Origin of the sequence: Paenibacillus sp. P3E, assembly GCF_001909045.1 — a bacterium.
GTDB lineage: Bacteria > Bacillota > Bacilli > Paenibacillales > Paenibacillaceae > Paenibacillus_AQ > Paenibacillus_AQ helianthi.
The window spans coordinates 44,806-70,629 of the sequence record NZ_LVWH01000167.1 but is presented as its reverse complement, the minus strand read 5'-3'; the positions used below and the strand labels follow the sequence as shown (position 1 = coordinate 70,629).

Annotated in this window: 26 protein-coding genes; 21 read left to right on the top strand and 5 right to left on the bottom strand. The window is 49.4% G+C overall.

All coding sequences use genetic code 11. The features are described from left to right. The first annotated feature begins 47 nt into the window (after positions 1–47). The 12 genes from A3842_RS16360 to A3842_RS32055 all read left to right on the top strand — a co-directional run bounded on the left by A3842_RS16360 (position 48) and on the right by A3842_RS32055 (position 10,711). On the top strand, positions 48–836 hold the full coding sequence (locus A3842_RS16360; protein WP_074102086.1) for a TIGR01457 family HAD-type hydrolase: 789 nt from the start codon (positions 48–50) through the stop codon (positions 834–836). 45 nt (positions 837–881) lie between these two features. After that, positions 882–1,697: an Fpg/Nei family DNA glycosylase gene (locus tag A3842_RS16355; RefSeq protein WP_074084550.1), complete on the top strand. Its 816-nt coding sequence runs from the start codon at positions 882–884 to the stop codon at positions 1,695–1,697. Continuing rightward, positions 1,687–2,541: a deoxyribonuclease IV gene (locus tag A3842_RS16350; protein WP_074084549.1), complete on the top strand. Its 855-nt coding sequence runs from the start codon at positions 1,687–1,689 to the stop codon at positions 2,539–2,541. Before A3842_RS16355 ends, A3842_RS16350 begins: the two co-directional genes overlap by 11 nt. After that, complete coding sequence (locus A3842_RS16345; protein WP_074102085.1) at positions 2,538–2,882, top strand: cyclic-phosphate processing receiver domain-containing protein; 345 nt, start codon at positions 2,538–2,540, stop codon at positions 2,880–2,882. The genes A3842_RS16350 and A3842_RS16345 overlap by 4 nt, the downstream gene beginning before the upstream one ends. Beyond that, the gene (locus A3842_RS16340; protein WP_074084547.1) at positions 2,879–3,202 is read left to right on the top strand and encodes a thioredoxin family protein; all 324 of its coding nucleotides are present in this window, start codon (positions 2,879–2,881) and stop codon (positions 3,200–3,202) included. The genes A3842_RS16345 and A3842_RS16340 overlap by 4 nt, the downstream gene beginning before the upstream one ends. Next, positions 3,202–3,984, top strand: a complete 783-nt coding sequence (locus A3842_RS16335; protein WP_074084546.1) for an ABC transporter ATP-binding protein — start codon at positions 3,202–3,204, stop codon at positions 3,982–3,984. Before A3842_RS16340 ends, A3842_RS16335 begins: the two co-directional genes overlap by 1 nt. Continuing rightward, entirely contained in the window at positions 3,981–5,048 is a 1,068-nt protein-coding gene (locus A3842_RS16330) for an SAM-dependent methyltransferase (RefSeq protein ID WP_074102084.1), read from the top strand. Before A3842_RS16335 ends, A3842_RS16330 begins: the two co-directional genes overlap by 4 nt. Before the next feature lie 107 nt (positions 5,049–5,155). Further along, a complete protein-coding gene (locus tag A3842_RS16325) occupies positions 5,156–6,676 on the top strand; it encodes a serine/threonine-protein kinase (RefSeq protein ID WP_083609617.1) in 1,521 nt (506 codons plus the stop codon). 154 nt (positions 6,677–6,830) lie between these two features. Beyond that, positions 6,831–8,384, top strand: coding sequence for an ABC-F family ATP-binding cassette domain-containing protein (locus A3842_RS16320; RefSeq protein WP_074084544.1), 1,554 nt, complete (start codon positions 6,831–6,833; stop codon positions 8,382–8,384). 69 nt (positions 8,385–8,453) lie between these two features. After that, complete coding sequence (locus tag A3842_RS16315) at positions 8,454–9,512, top strand: ThiF family adenylyltransferase (protein ID WP_074102083.1); 1,059 nt, start codon at positions 8,454–8,456, stop codon at positions 9,510–9,512. A gap of 15 nt (positions 9,513–9,527) precedes the next feature. Continuing rightward, positions 9,528–9,833 (top strand): Dabb family protein, encoded by a 306-nt coding sequence (locus tag A3842_RS16310; protein ID WP_074084542.1) that lies wholly within the window; start codon positions 9,528–9,530, stop codon positions 9,831–9,833. Positions 9,834–9,952: 119 nt separating this feature from the next. Further along, complete coding sequence (locus A3842_RS32055) at positions 9,953–10,711, top strand: winged helix-turn-helix domain-containing protein (RefSeq protein WP_256701725.1); 759 nt, start codon at positions 9,953–9,955, stop codon at positions 10,709–10,711. A gap of 69 nt (positions 10,712–10,780) precedes the next feature. On the opposite strand, the gene A3842_RS16300 is transcribed toward A3842_RS32055, so the two are convergent. Next, positions 10,781–11,287, bottom strand: a complete 507-nt coding sequence (locus A3842_RS16300) for a C40 family peptidase (protein ID WP_074102081.1) — start codon at positions 11,285–11,287, stop codon at positions 10,781–10,783. A gap of 276 nt (positions 11,288–11,563) precedes the next feature. Then, entirely contained in the window at positions 11,564–12,205 is a 642-nt protein-coding gene (locus tag A3842_RS16295) for a thiamine diphosphokinase (RefSeq protein WP_074102080.1), read from the bottom strand. Between the two features lie 155 nt (positions 12,206–12,360). Here A3842_RS16295 and A3842_RS16290 point away from each other — a divergent pair, with 155 nt between their 5' ends. After that, positions 12,361–12,825 (top strand): low molecular weight protein-tyrosine-phosphatase, encoded by a 465-nt coding sequence (locus A3842_RS16290; RefSeq protein ID WP_074102090.1) that lies wholly within the window; start codon positions 12,361–12,363, stop codon positions 12,823–12,825. Positions 12,826–12,977: 152 nt separating this feature from the next. Here the strand turns inward: A3842_RS16290 and A3842_RS16285 are convergent, their stop codons facing one another. After that, positions 12,978–13,709, bottom strand: coding sequence for an alpha/beta hydrolase (locus A3842_RS16285; protein ID WP_074084538.1), 732 nt, complete (start codon positions 13,707–13,709; stop codon positions 12,978–12,980). A 265-nt stretch (positions 13,710–13,974) separates the two neighbouring features. On the opposite strand from A3842_RS16285, the gene pdhA reads away from it, so the two are divergent. From pdhA to lpdA, 4 genes are all read left to right on the top strand, one after another. Further along, positions 13,975–15,042: a pyruvate dehydrogenase (acetyl-transferring) E1 component subunit alpha gene (gene pdhA / locus A3842_RS16280; RefSeq protein WP_074084537.1), complete on the top strand. Its 1,068-nt coding sequence runs from the start codon at positions 13,975–13,977 to the stop codon at positions 15,040–15,042. A 15-nt stretch (positions 15,043–15,057) separates the two neighbouring features. Continuing rightward, positions 15,058–16,035, top strand: a complete 978-nt coding sequence (locus A3842_RS16275) for an alpha-ketoacid dehydrogenase subunit beta (RefSeq protein ID WP_074084536.1) — start codon at positions 15,058–15,060, stop codon at positions 16,033–16,035. A gap of 153 nt (positions 16,036–16,188) precedes the next feature. Then, positions 16,189–17,844 carry a 2-oxo acid dehydrogenase subunit E2 gene (locus tag A3842_RS16270; protein WP_074102079.1) on the top strand — a complete coding sequence of 552 codons (1,656 nt, stop codon included), beginning with the start codon at positions 16,189–16,191 and terminating at the stop codon, positions 17,842–17,844. A gap of 3 nt (positions 17,845–17,847) precedes the next feature. After that, complete coding sequence (lpdA, locus tag A3842_RS16265) at positions 17,848–19,260, top strand: dihydrolipoyl dehydrogenase (RefSeq protein ID WP_074084534.1); 1,413 nt, start codon at positions 17,848–17,850, stop codon at positions 19,258–19,260. 161 nt (positions 19,261–19,421) lie between these two features. Here the strand turns inward: lpdA and A3842_RS16260 are convergent, their stop codons facing one another. Next, on the bottom strand, positions 19,422–20,201 hold the full coding sequence (locus tag A3842_RS16260; RefSeq protein ID WP_143186297.1) for an alpha/beta fold hydrolase: 780 nt from the start codon (positions 20,199–20,201) through the stop codon (positions 19,422–19,424). Positions 20,202–20,378: 177 nt separating this feature from the next. On the opposite strand from A3842_RS16260, the gene A3842_RS33785 reads away from it, so the two are divergent. The 4 genes from A3842_RS33785 to A3842_RS16245 all read left to right on the top strand — a co-directional run bounded on the left by A3842_RS33785 (position 20,379) and on the right by A3842_RS16245 (position 23,714). Further along, positions 20,379–20,528: a class I SAM-dependent methyltransferase gene (locus tag A3842_RS33785; RefSeq protein WP_143186298.1), complete on the top strand. Its 150-nt coding sequence runs from the start codon at positions 20,379–20,381 to the stop codon at positions 20,526–20,528. A gap of 133 nt (positions 20,529–20,661) precedes the next feature. Next, positions 20,662–21,456 carry a thymidylate synthase gene (thyA, locus tag A3842_RS16255; RefSeq protein ID WP_074102078.1) on the top strand — a complete coding sequence of 265 codons (795 nt, stop codon included), beginning with the start codon at positions 20,662–20,664 and terminating at the stop codon, positions 21,454–21,456. A 43-nt stretch (positions 21,457–21,499) separates the two neighbouring features. Continuing rightward, complete coding sequence (locus tag A3842_RS16250) at positions 21,500–21,991, top strand: dihydrofolate reductase (protein WP_074102077.1); 492 nt, start codon at positions 21,500–21,502, stop codon at positions 21,989–21,991. A gap of 235 nt (positions 21,992–22,226) precedes the next feature. Next, positions 22,227–23,714: a glutamate synthase subunit beta gene (locus tag A3842_RS16245; RefSeq protein WP_074102076.1), complete on the top strand. Its 1,488-nt coding sequence runs from the start codon at positions 22,227–22,229 to the stop codon at positions 23,712–23,714. Between the two features lie 129 nt (positions 23,715–23,843). Here the strand turns inward: A3842_RS16245 and A3842_RS16240 are convergent, their stop codons facing one another. Further along, a complete protein-coding gene (locus tag A3842_RS16240) occupies positions 23,844–25,703 on the bottom strand; it encodes a methyl-accepting chemotaxis protein (protein WP_256701724.1) in 1,860 nt (619 codons plus the stop codon). Between the last annotated feature and the right edge of the window lie 121 nt (positions 25,704–25,824).

Here is a 25,824-nt window from a genome sequence, read left to right as displayed (position 1 = left end):
GATTTAATATTAATGGAGTGAACTAAAAATAGATTAGGAGGGAAGCTATGAAATCTGTTGGGGGTTTGTTGATTGATTTGGACGGAACATTATACCACGGAGGCCGGATGATTCCCGGTGCAGATCTGCTCATTTCTTCACTTCGCAAGGCTGAAATACCTTATTTGTTTGTAACGAATAACTCTTCCCGAACTCCGGCTAGCGTAGCGGCTCATTTACGTGGAATGGGCATTGAAGCAGAGCCGCATGAGGTGTGCACTTCTTCATTGGCGGCTGCACGCTATATTGCCGGAGAATCACCAGGAGCAACTGTGGCGATACTTGGGGAAGAGGGATTGATCGAGGCCTGCCGCGAAGCGGGGCTTGCCTTGGTGACTGAAGCGCCGGAGTATGTTGTACAGGGCATTGACCGGTCTTTTACATATGATACCCTGGCACGGGCATCCCGCTGGATTCGTGAGGGGGCAAAGTTTGTGTTAACGAACCCGGATCTGATGCTTCCCTCCGATGACGGCGTCATGCCTGGAGCAGGGACGCTGGGGGCTGCAATCGAAGCCGCAAGCGGATTTTCTCCTGTAGTCATTGGCAAACCTGAGGCGCATCTCATTACCTACGCTACGTCCCTGCTGGGAATTGATCCGGGCGAGGCCGTTGTGATTGGAGACAATATGCGCACAGATATTTCCGCAGGAGCGCGCGCAGGCTGCCGGACCATCCTTGTGCTGACGGGCCTTACGACTAGAGACAATCTGGAAGACTATCAGCGCCTTACCGGAGTGAACCCGGATGAAATTTGTGCCGATTTAGCTGAACTTATGCTTGCACTCGGTGTATAATGTCAAAGGTGTGCTTATACCTATCTACGAAGGGAAGATGTCATTATGCCGGAATTGCCGGAAATGGAGAATTACAGAAAGCTGCTTAGCCAGCATCTTATAAATGTCCCAATTACAGGTGTAACCGTAAATCGGGAGAAAACGATCAATATGGAGACCGAAGAATTCACCCAGGCGCTGCTTGGGGCACGCATTGTATTTGTGGAGCGCAGAGCCAAGCATATTCTGTTCCATCTTCACGATGGCCGCAGGCTGTTGCTGCATTTGATGCTCGGAGGACTTCTGTTCTACGGGACGGAGGAAGAACGGCCTGAACGCTCAACACAGGTAGAGCTTGCATTTGGGGAGCACATTCTGTATTTTATGGGACTACGGCTGGGATACTTGCATCTGCTGTCCGTTAAGGAGAGCGAAGCGGCAATGGGCAAACTGGGGCCTGAACTGCTGGACCGGCGCATGACGCGGGAACGGTTCGCTGGACTTCTGAAAGGACGCCGGGGGGCGCTGAAGAGCTTGATGGTCAATCAGCAGGTTATGGCTGGCATTGGCAACTGCTATGCTGATGAAATCGCTTATGATGCCAAGCTCCTGCCAACAACACTAGTACAGAACCTGACACCGGAAACGGTGGGACGGCTGTATGATAGTGTACGCAAGGTGCTGACGGAAGCCACTGAAATCGGCGGCTATATGGAGATGCCGTTTATGACCGGGGATACAGTTACCGGTTCTTATAATGATCAGTGCAAAGTGTATGACCGTGAAGGCGAGCCATGTCTGCGCGGTGGGGGAACCATTGTCAAAATAGAGCTGTCCGGACGTAAGGTGTTTTATTGCCCGGATTGCCAGCATGACGAATAAGCCCAAAATTGGGGCACATGTCAGCACTCGCGGCGGATTCGGGCGTGCAGCCCGGTTTGCCTGGGAGAGCGGTGCGGCGTGTTTTCAATATTTTCCGAAGAATCCGCGCAGTCTGCGGTTGAAGCAGCTGGACTTAAGCGATGCGGAGAGCTGTGCGTCCTTTTGCCGGGATAAGGGAATGGTGTCGATCGCGCATACTCCTTATCCAACCAATCTGGCGGCCACAGCGGCATCCAGGACGATCATGGTGGAATCTCTGCTGAACGACCTGGAGATTGCCGAGGCCTGCGGTTCACTGGGCATTGTGGTTCATTTTGGACATTTTAGCGGCATAGAGCCGTTACAGGGCTATCAAAATATTATACAATGTATTAATGAAACGCTGGAAAACTGGGACGGGCAGGCCAAACTGTTGATTGAAAATCAGGCGGGTAATCATGGCAAGGAGGGCAAAACGCTGGAAGAACTGGTCAAAATCCGTGAACTAAGCCGTTACCCGGAGAAAATCGGTTTTTGCCTGGATACCTGCCATGCATTCGCCGCCGGGATCTGGAATCCGGAACATACGGAAGAATTCATTCAACGAGGCACAGTTCTTGGCTATTGGGAGCATCTTGTGGCAGTTCATCTTAACGATTCAATGTATGCATTCGGCTTACAGAGGGACAGGCACGCTAACGTCGGCATGGGCTGTATCGGTGATGATGGCTTGCGCAGTCTGATGATTGCGGAACCTTTTCGCCGGGTAGCCATTGCTCTGGAGACCGGGAAGGGACCGGATGGAACTCACCGGCAGGAGATTGCTGCAGTACGTACGTGGTATGAAGAGGAGGGGCAGCAATGATCAATCTGTTCATGGACGACTACCGAAAACGGCCCGAGGGCTTCGCGCTGGCACGTTCTACGGAGGAATGTCTGATGCTGCTCCGTGAATGTGAAGTTGAACTCTTATCTTTGGATTATGACATGGGGCCTGATGATTATAGCGGAAGTGAAGTAGCGAAAAGAATCGTACTGGAAAAGCTGTTTCCCCGCGAAATATATCTTCATACCTCCAGTCTGCAGGGACGCCGGGAGATGTACGAAATTCTGTATCCTGCTATTCCTGCTGATGTTGGGCTCCACAATGGTCCGCTGGATCCGTCCAGACTTCTGGAGATTGCCTCAGGGGCGGTAAACCGATGATAGAGATGAATCAACAGGAGCTGCTGAAGGTACTGGAACGGGAGGGTGAACCTCTCGTTGTGTTTTTGTATACTCCGTTGTGTGGAACTTGTACAGCCGCCCGCCGTATGCTGGAGGTGGCGGAGCATCTGCTGCCGCAGGAACTATTGATTGCAACGGGGAATGTGAACATACTGCCGGTGCTGGTGAATTCTTACCAGATCTCCAGTGTGCCTGCCCTGCTGGTTGCATCGGCTGACCGCGGCAGGGAACCGGCTATTTATTATTCAATGGGCTCAGTGGAACGGGTGCTGGACTACATAAGGAGTGTGACCTCATAATGATATCATTACAACATCTGTCCCTGCGCAGAGAGCAAAGCCTGATTCTGGATGATGTGTCTCTGGAAATGAAGCAGGGCGAAAACTGGGTGATTCTGGGCCGCAACGGCTCAGGCAAAACCACACTGCTGGAAATGATGACTGGTTATTTGTTTCCGAGCAAAGGTTCTGTCGAGGTGCTTGGCTATAAATACGGCCAGTGCGATCTGCGCGAGGTGCGCAAGGAAATCGGTTATATCGGACCGTCATTGATGGAAAAGCTGTCGCTGACTGATCCCGTATGGGAGGTTGTTGCTACTGGCGCCTATGCTTATCTTCGCTTCTATCAGGATATTCCGCGTTCCGTGCATGAGCGGGCCATCCGTTTGCTGGAGGACATGAATCTCGGTGAGATGGCCAACCATCCGTTTGGAACCCTATCCCAAGGGGAACGTAAAAAGGCAATGCTGGCACGCTGCCTGATGGCTGAGCCCAAGCTTCTGATTCTGGATGAGCCCTGTGCCGGACTAGATCTGTACGAGCGTGAAAAAATGCTTGCCGAAATCGACAAGCTGAAGCAGCATAACGTATCCGTAGTATATGTTACACATCATGTTGAGGAAATTGTGCCGCTCTTTACACATGTGGCATTGATCCGGGGCGGCAAGCTGGCCGGTTCTGGTCCCAAAGAAGAAGTATTAACGAAAGAAATGATCTTGGCCACCTACGATATTCCTGCTGATATAGAATGGGATAGCGGTCGTCCCTGGATTAAAATAAGACCTGGAGGCACAACCCTTTGAGTGATTTGATAGAAGTAACTCCCCAGCAGACCTCTGCTCCGGAAGAAAAAGTACATTCACGGTATATTTGCACCGCCAACCACGGCTTTGCTCCATATGCCCAGGAAGAGCTGCGCCGCTTGTTCGGGTCGGTGAAAAGCACGCTGCTGCTGCCGGGTGAAATATTCCTGGCCACGCTGGAAGCCGAACCAGAAGAGGTGTCACGCAAACTGGCCGGCAGTCTGCCGATCTTTTTGCGGCACATTCAGCCTGTCCAGTTCCAAGACCAGAGCGACGGGGCTGCGCTGGAGCGGCTCGCTGTTTATCTGGGCCGCCGCAGCGAACTTGAAGGGATGAAGGTATCCCTGCATGTCCGGAAGGGCAGTAGCTCCTTCTGGCCGGACAGCCCAGGGGAACTGCGTGAATGGCTTCAGGAACGGCTGCAGGACCTCGGTGCGGAGTTCACCGTGCAAGATCCGGATTGGATAATTTCGGTGTATGCCGATGGTGATGCGCTGTATGCCGGTGTTTCCCGGCCTGAGGACAACCTGTCGAGCTGGAATGGCGGCATGATCCGTTTTCGTAAAGAGGACGGGCAGATCTCAAGGGCCAAGTTCAAACTGATGGAAGCGGAAAGAGAGTTCTCGATTCCGTTCCAGAGCTTCCGGAATGCCGTGGACATTGGCGCGTCTCCGGGCGGATGGACTACGTTTCTGCTGGAACGGGGTCTTAAGGTGACAGCCATTGACCCGGCGCTGATGCACGAGTCGCTCCGCAAGAATTCTTCACTTAAGATTCTGCGCAAAAATGCCGGAGAAGTGAAATTCTCGGACAATGAGTTTGATTTGCTGGTCTGCGATATGAGCTGGAGTCCCAAGCTGATGGCCAAGCTGGTCACAGGGCTGCTACACAGTCTGTCACCTGGCGGAACAGCTATTGTTACGGTGAAGCTGATGCATAAGAAGCCGCTGGCGGTGATTAAGGAAATTATCGCCATGTTCGAAGGCGAGCGGATGCAGATTCAGCGGGCCAAACAGCTGTTCCATAACCGTGATGAAATTACACTTTATATGATTAAGTATTAGGAAGCATAGGGTTACCCAAAGGGAAAGCATCCCGTTACCTATACATCCGGCATTATGCCGCTGTATGTGAGGATAACGGGGGCTTTCCCTTTTTTGCATCAGAAAGAATGGAGGAGTGTATTGTGATCTTTGGTACAAAACTCAAGGTTGGAGTGACCCTGGGAAATAGATATAGCATTGCTGGAATACTAGGAACAGGGGGGATGAGTCATGTTTATCTGGCTGAGGATTTGCGTCTGCCAGGAAAACGCTGGGCGGTGAAGGAGAGCATCGACAAAGAGGGCTCATTTGGAGATATTCAGGCAGAAGCTGAACTGCTGATCTCTCTGAGGCACCCGCTGCTGCCGGGTGTGGTTGATTTTTTCCCGCCGGACCGGGAGGGGTATTGTTATTTGGTAATGGATTATATCGAGGGCATCACGTTAAGCCAATATCTTGCGGATAACCCAGGGCCGCTGCCGGCAAAAAGTATCATCCGGTATGCCCAGCAGCTGCTACAGGTTCTGGAGTATTTGCACGGGCATCATCCGCCAATTGTTCACCGGGATATGAAGCCTGGAAATATTATGTTGACCGGTCGGGATGAGCTGATGCTGATTGATTTTGGCATTGCACGTAAGCTTAGAAGAGACGGGAGTGAAGATACTGAGAAGCTCGGGACGGTTGGTTTTGCCGCTCCTGAACAGTATGGTGGGGGGCAAAGCGGGCCTGCCTCGGATCTGTACGGATTGGGTGCTTTGCTGCTGTATATGGCATCCGGCGGCCAGTACAGCCGTTGGCAGGCGGGGCTGGAGGATAAACTGCGTACCCAGTTACCGGAGGCGATGATTCCGTTGATACGCCGGCTGCTGCGTCAGCATCCGGAAGAAAGATATACGAATGCTGAAGCTGTTCTTAGTGTTCTGGTGTCTATTGAAGCCGAAGCAGAGCCTGCAGCCAGCCCAAAATATCTGCGCGGCAAAACTGCCTCATTTCGTCCAAAGCAGGAGACGACTGTGGTTGCGCTCCTTGGTGTTGCTCGGGGACTGGGAACAACGCATACCTCATTGGCTGCCAGCCTTTGCCTGGGCCGGTTTGGTACTGTTGCTTGGGTAGATTTCAACCCGTTATCCACGGTCTATAACCGAATCTGTAGTATGCTGGGGACACCTGTGTCAGTTCGTGACCCAGATGAAGCCAAGACCCCTGTTATATGGAAAGGGGTACATTTTTATAATAGGCCGTCCGAAGGCGAAATCAGTTTCTTGCCGGGGAGAGCGTACGATTTTGTGATTCTGGATTTGGGTATAGGCGAGTATGAGGGGGCAATGGAGGAATTTACGGCTAGCGATATTCCGTTGCTCGTGGCTTCTGGTGCAGATTGGCGGCTGGAGGATACCCTGCATTGGCTGGCCCGCAGCGGACTCACTCCACTGCCGGACTGGAGGATATGTCTGCCGCTCTCTACTCAGGCCGCAGCGGGTCTGCTGGGCTCCGCCCTGGGCGGAATCAAGGTACACAGCTTACCGTTTCAGCCGGACCCTTTTCAAGCTAGGGGCAAGCTGTCTGAGGCTCTAGAACGTCTGATAAAAGAACAAGGAAAAAGAAGAATGTTTGCGAAAAACGGTGGATTATTTCAGAAAAAATAGCAAAAACACATCCTTTTTCTTTCCATTTCGCTGTTTTAAGCGAAACTTCTGTATCAGTGTGGCGCTTACTTGTGCTAAAATGAATCGTTGTATGTTTAGTTAGAACCGAATACTGCCTCATTTTTAAATATAGATAGGAGCATATGGAGAATTTATGAGTTTACTTACAGTAGAAGACGTTTCGCACAACTTCGGAGGCCGTGAGCTGTTCAAGGACGTATCTTTTCGGCTGCTTCCCGGTGAGCATGTTGGCTTGGTAGGAGCGAATGGCGTCGGCAAATCTACACTAATGAATATTTTGACCGGCAAGCTGCTTAAAGACAGCGGGAAAGTGGAGTGGACCCCGAAAGTCCGTTACGGCTATCTCGATCAGCATACCATTCTAACTGCGGGCAAAACCGTCCGTGATGTACTGAAGGATGCTTTTCTGCCACTGCTTGAGCTGGAAAATGAAATGATGGCCATTACCGAGAAAATGGGTGAGGCTACCCCTGAAGAGCTGGAACTGCTGCTGGAGCAGATGGGTGAAATTCAGGAACAGCTGGATATCGGTGATTTCTATCTGATTGATGTGAAAGTAGAAGAAATGGCTAACGGACTCGGTCTGGCCGCTATTGGTCTGGATCGTGACGTAACAGCATTAAGCGGTGGACAGCGTACCAAGGTTCTGCTGGCGAAGCTGCTGCTTGAGAAACCGAATGTACTGTTAATCGATGAGCCTACCAACTATCTGGATGTGGAGCATATTGACTGGCTGACAAACTATCTGAAGCAGTATCCGTATGCGTTCGTCCTTATTTCCCATGATACTGATTTTATGAATAAAGTCGTGGATGTCGTCTATCATCTGGAATTTGCCAAGCTGACCCGCTATACGGCCAACTATGAACGGTTCCTCGATATGGCCGACATGAACAAGAACCAGCATATTGATGCCTATGAGAAACAACAGGATTTCATCAAAAAACAAGAAGATTTCATCCAGCGCAACAAAGCAAGAGCTTCTACTTCAGGCCGGGCGAAGAGCCGTGAGAAGCAACTTGACCGGATGGAGCGGATTGAACGTCCGGATGAAGCCGCCAAGCCCACATTCTCTTTCAAAGAGAGCCGGGCCAGCGGGAAGACGGTTTTTGAAGGTATTGACTTCCAGGTTGGCTATGACCGTCCGCTGCTGCCCAAGCTGAATATGACGATTGAGCGCGGAGAAAAAATTGCCATTGTAGGCTGTAACGGGGTGGGTAAATCCACGTTATTGAAGTCAATCCTGGGCGTAATTCCTGCTTACAGCGGCAAAACGTACCTTGGAGATTTCCTGAATGCTGCATACTTCGAGCAGGAGGTAAAGGCTGCAAATCTAACACCGATCGATGATGTGTGGAATGAATTCTCCAGTCTCACCCAGAATGAAGTACGCGGACATCTGGCCCGCTGTGGATTGAAGAATGAGCATATCACTCGTCCGCTGAGCATGCTGAGCGGAGGAGAACAGGCCAAAGTGCGTCTGTGCAAGCTGATGATGCGCGATAGCAACTGGATTCTGTTCGATGAACCTACGAACCACTTAGATGTTGTCGCCAAGGCTGAGCTGAAGCGGGCACTTCAGGAATATAAGGGCACAATTCTGCTGGTTTCCCATGAGCCGGATTTCTACGAGGATTGGGTCACCAAAATTTGGGATGTTGAGCAGTGGTCAGCGCAGACGGTCTAATATCATCTGAAGTCGGAAAAGAGCAGCACATGCTCCTTTCCGGCTTTAAATATATGGGGGGACCTTAGAATGAGCCACATGGATAAAGAACAAGCTACAGCTGGCCGGGACGGCCGGTATTCGCGACAGGTAAGATTCACCCCTTTTGGTGCAGAAGGGCAGGCAGGACTTGCCCGCTCGACAGTGCTGATTGTTGGCGTAGGTGCGCTGGGAACAGGGATTGCCGAGACATTAGCCCGCTGTGGAGTAGGACGAATCATACTGGCTGACCGGGATTATGTGGAATGGAGCAATCTCCAGCGCCAGCAGCTCTATACAGAAGAGGATGCCTTGCAGCGGGTGCCCAAGGCTGCAGCGGCCAAGGCGAGGCTTGAGCAGATTAACTCAGAGATTACGATTGAAGCCCAGGTGATGGATGTGCGAGCCGAAGAGCTGGAGAGTCTGCTGGACGGTGTGAATCTTATCATGGATGGAACCGATAATTTCGACACCCGCCTGATTATTAACGATATGGCTCAAAAACATGGCATACCCTGGATTTATGGGGCTTGTGTAGGCAGCTATGGAATAACATTCACAATTCTGCCGGGTGAAACGCCATGCCTGAACTGTCTGCTGGGCGCTGTACCGCTTGGGGGCGATACCTGCGATACGGCGGGTATTCTTCCGCAGGCTGTGCAGCTGGTTACCGCAAATGCCACAGCGGAAGCTCTAAAACTGCTGGGCGGTCGGCATGAACAGCTTAGAGGCAAACTGCTGTCGTTTGATGTATGGCGCAATGAGCACCAGGAAATCGGTGTCAAGGCTGCCAAAAAAGATAGCTGTCCTTCATGCGGAAGCCATCCTGTATATCCTTATTTAACAGCAGCCAATACTGAGCGCAGTGATGTGCTGTGCGGCAGGGATACAGTGCAAATCAGGCCAGCGGTCCGACAGGAGCTGAATTTGCAGGAAACGGCTGCAAGGCTCTCCAAGCTTGGCAGCGGCAAGGTCGAGAGTAATGCTTTCTTGGTTTCTTTTACGGAAGAGCCGTACCGGATGGTAGTTTTTGGAGATGGACGGGCTTTGATTCATGGAACCAGTGATGTTGCTGCTGCCCGCAGTTTTTATCACCGGTATTTCGGATAAAGAGGAGGCAGGATGATGACGAACGGTGCAATCAGACATATGGCATTATTCACATTGAAGCATAATTCGGGTTCAGCGGAAGCGGCTGCGTTCCTGAAAGACGGGGAAGAAATCCTCAGTTCTATTCCGGTAGTTGCAAACTTTGAGGTATTGCTTCAGATCAGTGTGAAATGCGATTTCGATTATAGCTTCTCCATGGAGTTTGAGAATCAGGAGGCATACGATGCCTATAATGCACATCCGGATCATCAGCGGTTTGTGCGTGAACGCTGGGAAACCGAGGTATTGCGTTTCCAGGAAATCGACCTCATGGAATCATAATTAACAATTCTGATGTGAAAAGGCCATTCCGGGGAATGGCCTTTTTGCTTTACGGGAAATCTAAGCCTATTCTGCAGCGGCAATGCCGGTGCAAGGCTGACTTGATGCGGGGGATAACAGTGAATGAGACCATTGCCTGGTTTGTGTCCGGGCAGCCCGCTGGTGCCCTTGAGGGCTTGGAAGCGGGACGTGACAAAGGGGAACATATGAATCTGCTACAAGCTCTCCAGGACCTCGGACTGCATACAGCAATAATCGAAGATCTCGAGGATCTTCGATTATTGCTGTCCAGAGTGGAGCCCGTATTGCTGATTGCTGAGCTGGATCATGCCGCAGAATGGACTGGATGGGGGCTGATATCGGATCTGAGGGATCAGGGGAAAAGAATTCCGGTGATGGTGATTTCCAGTGAAGCGTATGGCGAGGCGGCGGTTGCAGCTTTTGAAGCGGGCGGCAATGAATATATGGTGAAGCCTGTACATACCGGTGAGTTCAAATGCAGAGTGGACAATATTATAAGACTTACAGGCCGCCACCGCGACCGTTCGTCTCTATTGTTGGTAGATGGCCTGATGCTGGATCCCACCCGCAGAATGGTTAAACGGGATGGAATGGATCTGAAAATGACACCTAAAGAGTTTGATCTGCTCTATTATCTGGCAGTGAATCTGGGGGAGGTATGCCCCCGCGATGAAATCCTGCAACAGGTATGGGGCTATCATTTTCATGCAGACACCAACGTGGTTGATGTCTATATCAGGCATATCCGGCTCAAAGTGGATAAAGGGCACAAGAATAAATTGATTCATACAGTACGTGGAACCGGATATGTAATGAGGGCGCCGGAAGGCGCGCCACATGCTGACACCATACTCTGAACAAAGCCAACCACTTTTTTGTTTGTATGCAACCGCCGAAAAAGTCTGAAAGACGTTATTATAGAGCTGTTACAGAACGCGGCGTGCTTTCAGATAAGTTCTTTTCCAGTTGCCGGAATTGAGGTTGGAGATGGTTACACCAGGTGAACCATAAGTGTGAAGGATTTTACCATTCCCCATATATACAGCTACGTGAGTTACATTTGAACCGTTGGCTCTGCTGCCACTGGAGAAAAACAACAGATCTCCTGTTTTCAAATTTGCTTTGGATACGGCTCTTCCCACTTTGGATTGATCTACAGAGGTACGGGGCAGGTTCACACCATATTTGCCGAAAATATATTTGGTGAATGATGAACAGTCAAAGGATCTGGTAGATGAAATGGAGGCTCCGAAATCATAGCGCACTCCCATATATTTTTTTCCTAAGTTTACAATACTTTGACCCGTTGAAGAGGACACAGATGCGGCAGCAACGGGTGCTGTACCTGCTCCTGTTGCCATCAGTGTGCTCAGGCCAATCGTGGTGCACATACCTACTACAATTGCTTGCTTAAACCATTGATGTTTCTTCATGTTGTAATTCCTCCCAGGTTATATCTAAATATCTATCTTCTTGCCTGTTCGTAGTATAGCAGGTTATGAATCTCCTATTTTTTGGAGAAGGGGGTTCAAACCCTTGCGGGGATTGGGATGGAAGCGTTTTATTAAAATCTCATTAAAAGTTACAAAAAATTAATATTTGAAGCATTGCGTGAACAAAAAAAGTCAGAAAACCCTTTTGCAGAAAGGGATTCCCGACTTTATACTTTTGAAACAATGGTTACAGAGCTGTCTCTGATTCGTATGTACTTAGTCCTTGCTCTGAATAATCAGCAGCAGTCCGCTGTCTATAGAAACGGTTCCGTTCTTCGCTGATAAAACATTGCTTACTCCAAGGGATTGTCCCAGTTTCAGAGTCGCGTCGACTAAAGGGTATTGAAAGCCTTCCAGTGTAATTCCGGTCACTTCCGGGGTGAGAGGCAGCAGAGAAACATAGGTATACCCAGCGTCACAAATCTCGGCCTTTGAACCGGTTAAGGTGATGTAGTTATGCGAATCCATTACGGAGCAACGAACCTGGCGCTGCAGCGCTCGGGTCATCATTTGAATACTGGCAAGGGTATGATCAATCCGGGTGCCCGTTACCCCGAACAGCAGAATGGATTCCGGCTGAGTGTCCAGTGCCAGATCAAGCGCCATTTCACTGTCGGTTAAGTCCTTGTCTATGGGATCACAAGTAATGGTTTTTTTACTCCCCGCTTGAATATGTTCCAGGTCATCAGGAGTCACGGAATCAAAATCACCTACCGAAATGTCGGGAACGAACCCGTGCGTAATCAGGAATAAAGCTCCCCGATCTGCTCCAATAATAAAATCCTCTTCATCTAATAAAGACAAATAATCCGCCGACAGATCTCCACCGGCAAAAATAACAACCCGTTTGACTGGCATAGAGTACCTCCTGATTTGTGACTGCGTACTTAGTTTTTCCAGACCCAGTATAATGCAGAACGAAAAGTTGTACAAATGATCCTCCCGCGCTAAAATAAAAATAGTACAACTAGGTGCTGTATAAGAAGTGAAAAAAGGTACTGGAGGTGAGAAGGATCGTTAAGGTGCTGTTTGTATGTCTGGGCAATATTTGCCGATCGCCGATGGCAGAGGCTGTTCTTCGTCACAAAATCCTGGAACGGGGGCTGACAGATCGGATTACGGTAGACTCTGCCGGTACCGGAGATTGGCATATTGGAAAAGCGCCGCATGAAGGAACAAGGCATATTCTGGATGAACATGGTATCAGCTATGAGAATATGAAAGCACGGCTTGTAAGCGGCAATGATTTCGATGATTTTGATTACATCCTCTGCATGGATCAGTCTAATGGCGAAAATGTGCGCAAAATTCCGGGTGGGGAAGAAGCGAAGCTCCTGTTCTTCATGGACCTGTTGCCTGAAGAGGAGCTGAGGGAAGTACCGGACCCTTATTTTACAGGGAATTTCGAGCAGGTATATCAATTGATCAACGCCGGTTGTGAAGTGCTGCTGGATCAGATAATTAAGGATAGGCTATAACCGAATGTACGTGTAGACAAGGGTTCTTGTTCGACTGCCGTCCTTAAAAAAAGGACAGGCACCGGAGTGCCCATCCTTTTATGAAAGCGTGATCAAGCACAAAAGATACATATGTTCTTAAGATGTTCACTTTTTTGTCTTTCAAACCTGTTTTATTGGTTTAAGAAATAGAGTAGCGATTCTGGAAGCTCTTTCTGCCAGAATCCCCAGAGATGGTAGCCGTCTTTTTCCCGGTAAGAAACGGTTGCCCCACGTGACTCCAGCAGAGACCTGGTATCCCGGTTCATCTGCACAAAATCGTAGACACCGGTATCAGTCTTATATTCCGTTTCCTGCAGTCCCACTACCATGTTGATATCGAGCCAGGAGAGATCTTCTTCCTGAGCGAGGATATCGCGTGTCTGCGGATAGTAAGCACCGGAAAGACTTAGTACGCGGCTGAACAAAGCAGGATAGGACAGTGCTAGATGCAGCGATACGCTGCCGCCAAGCGAATCACCGGCGATGATTCGTTCTTCCGGTGTGCGGCGGACCGGATAATTATGTTCAATGAAGGGAATAATTTCTTCGGCAAAGCACGAGAGGTACTGCTTAAACCGGCTGCCGAAGGGGGCGTACTCTTGTGTCCGGACGGCTACATTCACTTCTACCCCGACAATAATGAACGGCTCTATATCCTGCTCCAGGATCAGCTGTCCGGCAAGGGTGGCAATACGGCCGAAGTTGAAAAACTCCTCTCCGTCCTGGCAGTAGACTACGGGATAGCTGAGCACCTCATTATAGCCGGGAGGAAGATAGATACGCAGTTTGCGTTCTTCATTAAGATGTTCGCTCCATAAGGTTTGTTTTACAATTGTACGTTTCAGAAAAACAGGTTCGCTCATAGCTGAATCGTCACCTTTCTTGTCGGATTTTGCATTAGTCTCGGGGTTGCGTTAAAATTACCCAAGTGGTGAATGTGTTAAATATCATTTACTTGCCAAATAATTGTCTATCTGTTATAGGATATTTTAGATCCTGTTATACATACAAAATTTATGGAAACATAAATTTTATGCGTATTTCTTTGACGAAACAGATAAAACAGGTGTATAATAATTCTATAACAGAGGACACTGATATTCAAATTTTTTTATTGAGGTGAAGATGATGACTAAAGTTCCTTACGAAGTGTATACAGAGGATGTAGAGGCCCTTACGGTGCTTTCCCCCGATGGAGAAGTTATCAATAAGGATAAGATGCCTAAACTTACCGACGATCAGCTGAAAGAAATCATGTATCGTATGGTATTTACCCGGACCTGGGATGACCGAGCTGTCAACCTTGGCCGTCAAGGCCGTCTCGGTTTCTATGCGCCGGTGTCCGGCCAGGAAGCGACAATGATCGGCAGTGAGTTCGCTCTCCAGAAAGAAGATTTTGTATGCCCGGGTTACCGCGATATTCCGCAGCTGGTGTGGCACGGACTTCCATTATACCAGGCTTTCCTATATTCTCGCGGACATCAGCATGGCGGACAGATTCCTGAGGGTGTAAATGTACTTATGCCACAGATCATCATCGGCGCACAGATTCTGCATGCCACTGGTATTGCAATGGGCTTCAAACTTAAAAAACAGCAGAACGTAGCAATCACCTATACAGGTGACGGCGGTTCTTCCGAAGGCGACTTCTACGAAGGTATGAACTTTGCCGGACGTTTCAAATTGCCGGTCATCTTCTTCGTACAAAATAACGGCTATGCTATTACGACTCCGTTTGCCAAACAAACGGCAGCCAAATCAATCGCCCACAAAGCGGTTGCTGCGGGTATTCCCGGTATCAAGATCGACGGCATGGACATCTTTGCGGTTATCTCTGCGGTACAGGATGCTGCTGAACGTGCCCGCAAAGGTGAAGGTGCTACGCTGATTGAAGCTGTAACTTACCGTTTCCGTCCGCATTCCCTGTCTGATGACGCCAGCAAATACCGTTCCAAGGAAGAAGAAGGCCAATGGAATGAGAAGGACCCGATTGCCCGTCTGGCCAAGTACTTGGAGAAGAAGGGTCTCTGGACCGAAGAGGACACGCTGCGTGTTAGAGAAGAAGCGAAGGCTACTGTGAACGAGCAGATCAAAAAGGCAGAGCAGACCGAAAAAATGACCATTCCCGGCTTGATCGACAGCATGTTCGAGGTAACTCCGAAACATCTGGAAGAACAAAAAGCCGATTTTGAATAAGGGGGATATCAGGCAATGGCACAGATGAATATGAAAGAAGCAATCCGTGACGCAATGCGCGTTGAACTGACTCGTGACCCTAATGTTCTTATCTTCGGAGAGGATGTTGGTAATGTAGGCGGTGTATTCCGTGTAACGGAAGGGCTGCAAAAGGAATTTGGCGAGGAGCGCATATTCGATACTCCGCTGGCTGAATCCGCAATCGGCGGTTTGGCTTTCGGTCTTGGGGTGCAAGGCTTCCGTCCGATTGCTGAAATCCAATTTATCGGCTTCATCTTTGAAGCACTCGATCAAATCGTTATTCAGGCTGCGCGCCTGCGCTGGCGTTCCGGGGGCAGATACAATGCTCCTGTAGTCTTCCGCACTCCATTCGGCGGCGGCGTAAAAGCAGCCGAGCTTCATACCGATTCCCTGGAAGGCCTGATTGCCCAAAGTCCGGGTATCAAGGTTGTTATTCCTTCCAATCCATACGATGCCAAGGGACTGCTGATCGCGTCTATCCGCGACAATGACCCTGTATTCTTCATGGAGCACTTGAACTTGTATCATGCCTTCCGCGCTGAAGTTCCTGAAGGTGAATATACCGTTGAACTGGGCAAAGCGAATGTCGTTCGTGAAGGTACTGACGTCTCGATTATTACTTACGGCCTGATGGTACATACTGCTACCAAAGCGGCCGATCAGCTTGAAAAAGACGGCATCAAGGCCGAAATTATCGACCTGCGCACGGTTAGCCCGATTGACATCGATACTATCGTTGCTTCGATTAAGAAGACCAACCGTGCAATTGTAGTACAAGAAGCACAGAAGAGCTCCGGCGTAGCCGCAGAGGTTATTGCTCAGATTAACGAAAAAGCTCTGCTGCATCTGGAAGCGCCTGTGCTCCGTGTAGCAGGTCCTGATACTATTTTCCCGTTCGCACAAATTGAGGATTCATGGATTCCTACCCCTGCACGTGTAATCGCAGCAGTTAAGAAAGTTATGGAATTCTAAGAGTAACTGACCTTGCCGTCCTTGTAAAAGGGCGGCACCCGTGTCTGCAATATATTGAACTGCTATCGGAACTAAGCGTACGCTTCCGAAGCGGGTTTTGCGAAGAAAAATTAATGAAGTGTATGCTATCCAAACTTTTAGGAGGTAATTAAGGTGGCAAAATTTGAGTACCGGTTCCCTGAGCTGGGCGAAGGTTTGCATGAAGGTGAAATTATCAAAATGCATATCAAAGCCGGCGATAAAGTGACCGATGACGATATCGTAATGGAAGTACAGAATGACAAGGCGGTAGTTGAAGTGCCTTGTCCGGTTAACGGCACAGTGCTTGAAGTCTTCACTAAAGATGGTCAAGTCTGCCGTGTAGGAGAAGTTGTAGCAATCATTGATGCAGAAGGCGATGTCCCTGAACAAGAAGGCGGCCATGCCGAAACGCAATCCACTCAAGAAGCGGATGCAGCCAAAGGCGGAGCAGATACAACTTCCTCTCCGGCAGCGACCAGCCCTGCAACCGGCGGAACTTCCAATTTTGAATACAAGTTCCCTGAGCTGGGCGAAGGTCTGCATGAAGGTGAAATTATCAAAATGCATATCAAAGTCGGCGACAAAATTACAGACGATGATATTATCATGGAAGTTCAAAATGATAAAGCCGTCGTAGAAGTGCCTTCACCGGTCAATGGTACAGTGCTTGAAGTGTTCACCAAAGACGGACAGGTCTGCCGCGTAGGAGAAGTTGTGGCAATTATTGCTGCAGAAGGCGATGTTCCTCATCAGGAAGGCGGCCATGCTGAAGCTCCGGCTGCACAGGCGGCAACAGCTCCTGCGGCTGCACCAGCGGCGGCTCCAGCTCCTAACCGCGATGTATTGGCTACACCAAGTGTCCGCAAGTCAGCCCGCGAACAAGGCGTTGACCTCTCGAAGGTGAATGGCTCCGGCAAGAACGGGAAAATCACCCATGAAGATGTGGAAGCTTTCCTGAAAGGCGGCTCCGCAGCACCTGCGGCGGCACCAGCAGCCGCGGCATCGGCCGCAGCAACTGCTCCGGCGGCAGCGCCTGCAGCCAAGGCACCAGTAGCGGCTCCAGCAGCAGCTTCCGGCAACGTGAGTCTCGAAGAAGAACGTGTACCGTTCAAGGGTATCCGTAAAGCCATTGCCAATGCTATGGTTAAATCGGCATACACCGCTCCGCATGTTACCATCATGGACGAAGTGGATGTTACCGAGCTCGTAGCCTTCCGTGCCCGTATGAAACCTGTTGCTGAGAAGAAAGGCGTGAAGGTCACCTACCTTCCATTCATCGTCAAAGCGCTTGTTGCAGCTTCCCGTCAATTCCCGGCGCTTAACGCAATGATTGATGAAGCGACAAATGAGATTGTCTACAAGAAATACTACAACATCGGTATTGCTACAGATACAGACAATGGTCTGATCGTTCCTGTAATCAAGGACGCTGACCGTAAGAGTATCTGGATGATTGCAAGTGCCATCACAGACCTCGCTGTGCGCGGACGTGACGGTAAACTGGCTCCTAATGAAATGAAAGGCAGCACGATCTCCATCAGTAACATCGGTTCCGCAGGCGGTATGTTCTTCACTCCGATCATCAACTTCCCTGAAGTGGCGATCCTGGGTACCGGACGTATTACCGAGAAACCGGTCGTTAAGAACGGCGAAATTGTTGCTGCTCCTGTAATGGCGCTGTCCCTGAGCTTTGACCACCGCATCATTGATGGTGCAACAGCACAGAACTTTATGAATTACATTAAGACCCTGCTTGCAAATCCTGATATGTTAGTTATGGAGGTGTAATAAATGGTAGTCGGAGACGCTTCAATCGAAATCGACACATTGGTAATTGGTGCAGGTCCCGGCGGGTATGTGGCGGCAATTCGTGCCGCCCAGCTCGGCCAGAAGGTACTGATTGTGGATAAATCGGAACTCGGCGGTGTCTGCTTGAACCGTGGATGTATCCCGTCCAAAGCTCTGATCTCTGCAGCCCATCAATACGAAGCTGCACAGCACGGCGAAGTTTTCGGTGTAACTGCCGAGAATGTAAAGGTCGATTGGTCCAAAACTCAGGAATTCAAAAACGGTGTCGTGAAAAGAATGACCACCGGTGTAACCAGCCTGATGAAAGGCAACAAAATTGAAGTGTTCAGCGGAGAAGCCATGTTCATCAACACAAACGAAGCCCGTTTGTTCAATGAGCATGAATCCCCTCGCTACAAATTCAATAACTGCATCATCGCGACAGGTTCCCGTCCGATTGAACTGAAGCCTTTCCCGTTCGGCGGACGCATACTGTCCTCGACCGAAGCTCTGGATCTGCCTGAGATCCCTAAGAGCATGATCGTTATCGGCGGCGGCTACATCGGTGCCGAGCTTGGCCAGATGTACTCCAAATTTGGCACTAAAGTAACGATTATTGAAGGTCTGGATACTGTACTGCCAGGCTTCGATAAAGATATGACCCGTCTGGTTGCCAAAAACATGGCGAAGACAGGCATTGAGATCGTGACGAATGCCAAAGCGGAAAGTGCTGTTCAGAACGACAAGGAAGTAACCGTGAAATACTCCGTGGGCGGTGAGTCCAAGGAGATTACAGCGGATTACCTGCTCGTTACTGTAGGACGCCGTCCAAACACAGATGGCGAACTGGGACTTGATCTGATCGGTGTAGAGCTTGACGAACGCGGTCTGATCAAAGTCGACCACCAGGGCCGCACGAATATCCCTCACATCTATGCTATCGGCGATATCGTTCCAGGCCTGGCCTTGGCACACAAAGCTTCCTACGAAGGCAAGATCGCTGCTGAAGCCATCTCCGGTCACAAATCCGTTGTTGACTACAAAGTCATTCCGGCGGTTGTTTTCACCGATCCTGAGTGCTCCAGCGTAGGTCTGACTGAGAAAGAAGCTAAAGATAAGGGCTACAAAGTAAAAGCCGGAAAATTCCCGTTCGCAGGCAATGGCCGTGCGGTTTCCTTGAACGCTCCCGAAGGCTTCATCAAGATTGTAGCTAACAGTGAGAACAACCTGGTACTCGGCGCACAAATCGTTGGTATTGAAGCATCCAACCTGATTGCTGAGCTGGGATTGGCGATTGAAATGGGCGCAACGCTCGAAGACATCGCACTCACCATCCATGCGCATCCAACCCTTGGCGAAATCGTCATGGAAGCTGCTGAACTGGTTGAGGGACACCCGATTCACGTTGTGAAATAATAACTTAACGCTTGTCACTTAAGTGATTGAAGAGGATGCTCTACAGAGCCGTTGACGGTTGCTGGGGGCATCCTCTTTTCATACTTGTAGGACTTCCGAAAGAAGGCTGGAGCTCAGAATCGGGGAACAACAGCAGAGTTCTCTGAGCTTACTGGCTATAATCAAGACGATTCACAGCAATAAATAAACTGTCTGATTAGCTCGTTCACTTTACCCGCAGCATTCGTGGGAATCTGGTGTTTGGCTTTTTGGATACATACAAGCTCACTCTTTGGCAATCGCTCTTGCAGCAACTTAGCATATGGATGGAATAAAGTATCCTCTTCTCCGTAGACCAACAAAACAGGGTGATAAATCTTTTCCAATAGATCCGTACAGTTATACTGAAGGCTGTAATGATAATACTGTTCGGCGTTTTGGGCGTTTGCCTTTTTTGCGTCGTAGAACATTGTCCGCAGCAGCGGCAGTTTGGTTTTTGCTTGATTCCAAGAGGTGGAAAGGGCAATTACACCGACCGCGCCGATTTGGGACAAGAAACGCGCTTGGGCTATTTTCTTTTTTAGCTTATTATCCTTCACTTCAGACATTCCGCTTATCACAATACCGCCCAATGCCCGCTCGGGGCAGTTTAACAAAAAGTCGAGGACAATAGAACCGCCGGTAGAGTAACCGCACAAAAATGCTTTTTCAATCTTCAACTGATTCATCAACTGCCTAATATCCTCTACAATCAGCGGATAAGTAATCTCTTCTCTGGAAGGTTCGCTGCTGCCATGCCCCCGGATATCAAAAGAGACTGTTCGGAAATCTTGCGATAATGTGTTCATCTGATATAGAAAATTCAAGCTAGTCAATACTGGGGGATGGATAAATATAATCGTTGTTCCTTGACCGCAATCCGCATAATACATGCTGTACCCATTAACACTGGCTAGTGGCACTGGATATCACCTTCTTCCAATTATCGATTTGTCTCCCACCTTAGGTTGATGTTCTATATTTTGTGAATGATCAGATTTCCTCACTCAAGAAAATAATGTTAGTCCATTTATTGAGGATGATATCTGGTATTGGTGCGGTTGCGGATATCGGAGGAGGCACAGGGCTGCTGACACAACATTTTAGCGGATCAGTCCGCAGATTTGATTGTGACGGCCAACAGCTACCACCGGTTCCAGCTGAATTCCGCACTTGAGGAATTCCGAAGAATCCTAAGGCCGGAAGGCTGGAGGGTAAGAGTCCCTCTTAAATATCCACTATTTACATGAAGAGGTAAAACCATAAAGCAAAGCAGTCCAACCTGTGATGGAAATTACTTTTTCTGCGTCTTAACAAGTTACAAGGATGGTAAGGTCATGGTAAAATGATAAAAGAAAAATAGTGGAGAGGGGTGCTGAACAATTGCGTAAATATTTGGATTTACTTCAGGATATCTTGGACCACGGCGCCTCCAAAAGCGACCGGACCGGGACTGGCACTAGATCGGTTTTTGGACGGCAGCTCCGGTTTGATCTGGCTGAAGGATTTCCGCTGGTTACCACCAAGCGTATCCATCTGAAATCGGTAGTACATGAGCTGCTGTGGTTTCTGAAGGGTGATACCAATACATCCTATTTGAAGGAACATGGAGTCTCGATCTGGGATGAATGGGCTGACGAAAATGGTGAGCTTGGACCCGTATACGGTTCGCAATGGCGGGCCTGGGAGAGTACGGATGGACGCCATATTGACCAGATTTCAGCTGTTATAGAATCGATAAAGAATAACCCTGATTCCCGCCGTCATATTGTCAGTGCGTGGAATGTGGGGGAGATTGAGCAGATGAAGCTGCCGCCTTGCCATTTTGTATTTCAGTTTTACGTGGCGGATGGCAAGCTGTCCTGCATGCTGACTATGCGTTCCGTCGATACCTTTTTGGGATTGCCCTTCAATATAGCCAGTTACGCGCTGCTGACACATATGGTTGCCCAGCAGACAGGGCTTGAGGTAGGGGAGTTCGTCTGGTCCGGGGGAGATGTGCACATTTATACAAATCATCTGGAACAGGTGGCCACTCAGTTGGCCAGAGAGCCACTTACACTTCCTAAGCTGGTGATCAAAAGAAAACCGGAGAGTATTTTTGATTATACCTTCGAAGATTTCGAGTTTGCCGATTATGTCTATCATCCGGGAATCAAAGCACCGGTTGCTATATAATCCTTGAGCGGTGGAATATATTTCGTTGTAGGGGAGGATTTTTGTGAGCATTAGCATGATTTGGGCCATGGCTGCCAACCATGTGATCGGCAAGGATAATGACATGCCCTGGCATCTGCCGCGGGATTTTGATTATTTCAAGTCCCAGACCCTTGGTAAGAGAATGCTGATGGGACGCAAAACCTGGGATTCTCTTGGCGGCAAGCCGTTAAAAGGCAGAACGAGCGTTGTTCTCACACGAGACCACAGCTTTGCTCCTATGGGGGCTGAAGTCGTACATTCCATAGAGGAAGCTGTAGCTGAAGGGCACAAGGACGATGAGCTGATGGTTATTGGCGGTGCGGAAATTTATAAGATGATGCTTCCCTTTGCTGACAAGCTGATCGTAACCCGGATCGAAGAGGACATTGAAGGGGATACAAAGTTTCCGGATGTGGACTGGAGCATGTGGAGAGAGATCTCCAGTATTCGGGGAATTCGGGATGAAAAAAACCCGTATGATTACCGATTTTTCGTTTACGAGCGTTCGGTTTGAGGAAAAAGCGTTTTCTCTGACACAACATGTGAAATAGTACAAATAATCAGCAGATTAGTCCATTACAGTGCGAAAGTATTGGATGCTACTATAATTATTAAAATTACAAATGCCCAACGTTTAAGTATTATAGAATGTGCAGGTACTTCATTGCGCTGAAAAACATATGGACGCCGCAATATGCTACAATGTACTATACATCAACACGAAGAGATCGGATGGGGGAATCGTAAATATGTCTACACCTACTGGATTTATGGAGTATAAGCGCCAGCTCCCAGGTGATCGTGATCCTGAGCAGCGCGTAAAGGACTGGGAAGAGTTCCACCATCACCTAACCGAGGACGAGCTTCGGACACAGGGTGCACGTTGTATGGATTGTGGAACTCCTTACTGCCACACCGGCATTGATATGAGCGGAGGCACTTCGGGTTGTCCGGTTCACAATCTTATACCAGAATGGAACAATCTGGTATACCGTGGCTTGTGGAAGGAAGCGCTGGAGCGGCTGCACAAGACGAACAATTTCCCGGAATTTACCGGCAGTATCTGTCCAGCACCTTGCGAAGGCTCTTGTACAGTTGGATTGATTGGACAACCGGTTACAATCAAGACAATTGAGCTGGCGATTATTGATAAAGGCTTTGAAGAAGGCTGGGTTGTACCGAATCCGCCAGAGAAGCGTACAGGCAAAACAGTGGCTATCGTGGGCTCCGGACCAGCCGGGCTTGCGGCTGCGGCGCAACTGAACAAAGCCGGGCACACGGTAACGGTTTTTGAGCGCAGTGACCGTATTGGCGGACTGCTAACCTACGGCATTCCAACTATGAAACTCGACAAACGTGTGGTTCAGCGCCGTGTGGATTTGCTGGCTGCTGAAGGTGTGAAGTTTGTGGTGAGCACAGAGATCGGCAAGGATATTCCTGCCCAGCAGCTGGTTGATGAATATGATGCAGTCGTTTTGTGTGGCGGTGCAACCAAAGCCCGCCGTTTCAATGTCGAAGGCGCTGAGCTGAAGGGCGTCATGTACGCGATGGATTATCTGAACGGAACAATTAAGAGCTATCTTAATTCCAATCTGGAAGATGGGAACTTTGTATCAGCGGCAGGCAAGGATGTAATTGTCCTTGGCGGTGGGGATACCGGTTCTGACTGTGTAGCCACGTCCCTGCGTCATGGTTGCAGCAGCATCACCCAATTCGGTACGCATGACAAGGCTCCGCTTGAACGTGATCCAATCGCGAATCCTTGGCCGCAATTCCCGAATGTCTATACGCTGGATTATGCCCAGCAAGAAGCTAAAGCCTTATTCGGCGATGATCCGCGCGAATTCTCCATCATGACTACCAAGTTCGTTGGTGACGAGGAAGGGAACCTGAAGGAACTTCATACGGTGCAAATCCGGCGCATGGTGGATGAGACCGGCCGCAAGATCTATCAGCCGGTTCCGGGAACAGAGGCTGTATATCCAGCTCAGCTCGCGCTGATCGCTATTGGATTCGACGGACCGGAACAGGATATTATTGAAGAACTGAAGCTGGATACAGACCGCCGCAGCAATGTGAAAGCCCGTTATGGCAAGTTCAATACCAATGTAGACAAAGTGTTCGCTGCCGGGGATATGCGCCGTGGGCAAAGCCTTGTGGTATGGGCAATCAATGAGGGGCGCGAAGCCGCTCGTGAAGTTGATAAATATTTGATGGGCTCGACAGTTCTGGTGTAAGCCGGACATAAAAGCCAAACAAAAGCCGTTTCTTCCGCATCATGCGGGAGCGACGGCTTTTGTTGTATATTCATATCCGGATGCAATATTTGAGATTACCTAAATAGCTTGGTGAGGAGAGACGTAAGTCTACTCCTCTAACTTGAAATGTTCGATCTTTTGCTGCAGGTCGGCTGCCATTTTGGACAGTTCTGTGGAGGAGGCAGAAATCTCATCCATGGAGGCCAGCTGCTGCTCTGTAGCTGCTGTAACGTTCTGAAAGGCATCGGACGTTGAACGTGCGATATTGGAAATTTCCTGAACGGAGGCTGCAACCTCCTCCGCACCGGCTGACATCTGCTCGGTGATGGCTGAAATATCATGGATTTGCCCATTGATTTTGGCTGTAGACTGTTCAATGCTGTGGAATGCTTCTTTTGCTTCAACAGTGGCTTTAATGCCAAGCTCAACATCGGCTGCGACGGTGTGATGAATAGCTTCATATGTGCGGTCAATGAGTGCGGTCATCTGTTCTATCGTTTCCTGAATGTTGTCAGCAGTAGTCTTGGATTGGTCTGCCAGCTTGCGAACTTCTGAAGCCACTACGGCGAAGCCCCGGCCGTGTTCGCCTGCCCGGGCAGCTTCGATGCCTGCATTCAGTGAGAGCAGATTAGTCTGGACTGCAATCGTGGAGATGGCGCTGCTCATCGCCGAAACTTGACTGTTCAATCCGTTTAACTGTCCGATTAGCTGAGAGGCTTGATGAGTAGAAAGGCTGATGGCATCCATTTGCAGGGTCATCTGCTCGATTTTGCGGCTGCCTGTCGATACGTCAGCTTCGGTGTCAGCGGAGGAATCTACAATCGTGGCGGCAGCCTCGGCAATTTTTTGAATGCCGGAAGACATCTCTTCCATGGCCCGGGCCGTTTCGGCCATCGCTGCTGTCTGCGTCTCTGCTCCTGCAGTTGAATCTTGTACCAGCTCAGCAACATAACCGGTTGCTTTGGAATTCTCTTCTGTAGTAGCCGTCAATTGTTGGCTGGACGAAGCGAGCAAACCGGAGGTGTTTGAGATATCGACAACGATGTTGCGGAGTGAGCCAACCATCAGATTATAGTTCTGGGCCAGCTGCCCGATCTCATCCGTACGGTTAATCCGAATTTGTTCATTCAGATAACCCTCGCTGACCCGGCGGGCAGAACGGTTAAGGCTAAGAATTGGGCGGGTAATGGCCTGAATAATAAAGTACATCAACGCCAATGCAATAAGCAGTGCTGCCCCCAGGACCATAAGTCCGTTATAAAGAATGGGCAAAGAAGCGTCGGAGAATTCCTGGGTGGAAAGTACACCGACAATTTTGAATCCTGTAGTCTTGTCGGTGGTATAGTATCCACGCATAACTAGACCTGTATCCGGGCTGGTATAGGATATGGAGCCGCTGTCCTTGTCGAGCAGCTTGACTACATCAGGAGCAACGTCTTCTCCGGCTGCTTTGACGGGATGGGAGACAAACTTGTGATTACCATCGACTATGAAAATATAGCCGTCTTTGCCCAGTTTAATCTTGTTGATCATTTCACCCATATGCTTAAGGCTCAGGCTGCTTGTGACTGCCCCTTTGCCATCCTGAAGGGTTTCGGAGATATAGAGATTGTAATTGCCTGTTGTAGCGGATGTGAAAGGATTAATAATCGTAACCTTGCCGGTATTCTTCATAGCGGCTGTGTACCAATCTCTGGCTCGGGGGTCATAGTCCTTTTTGCCGCCATTGGGAGATTTCATCCAGGCACCATTCTCATTGCCGAGAATTAGGATTTCAAGTTCAGGATGCTCTTTCATGAATAAATCCATCAGCGCGCGGGCCTCCGGTGTTTTGGCATCGATGTTACTGGATGTGAATTGCTGGCTGAGCTGCTGGACATTTTTTGTTGCAGCAGATACGGTCTCATTAATGGTTCCTTGCAGCATCTCTACACTATCGCGGGTTGATTCCTGCATTTTAGTTTCCAATTGTTTCTTTGAGCTGGAATACGAGAAGTAGCTTACAAGTAGAATGGGGATAACCAACATTAAGGTGAATATTAGCATTAATCGTTTCTGCAATGATCTGGATGAGATTTTTTGGACAAGT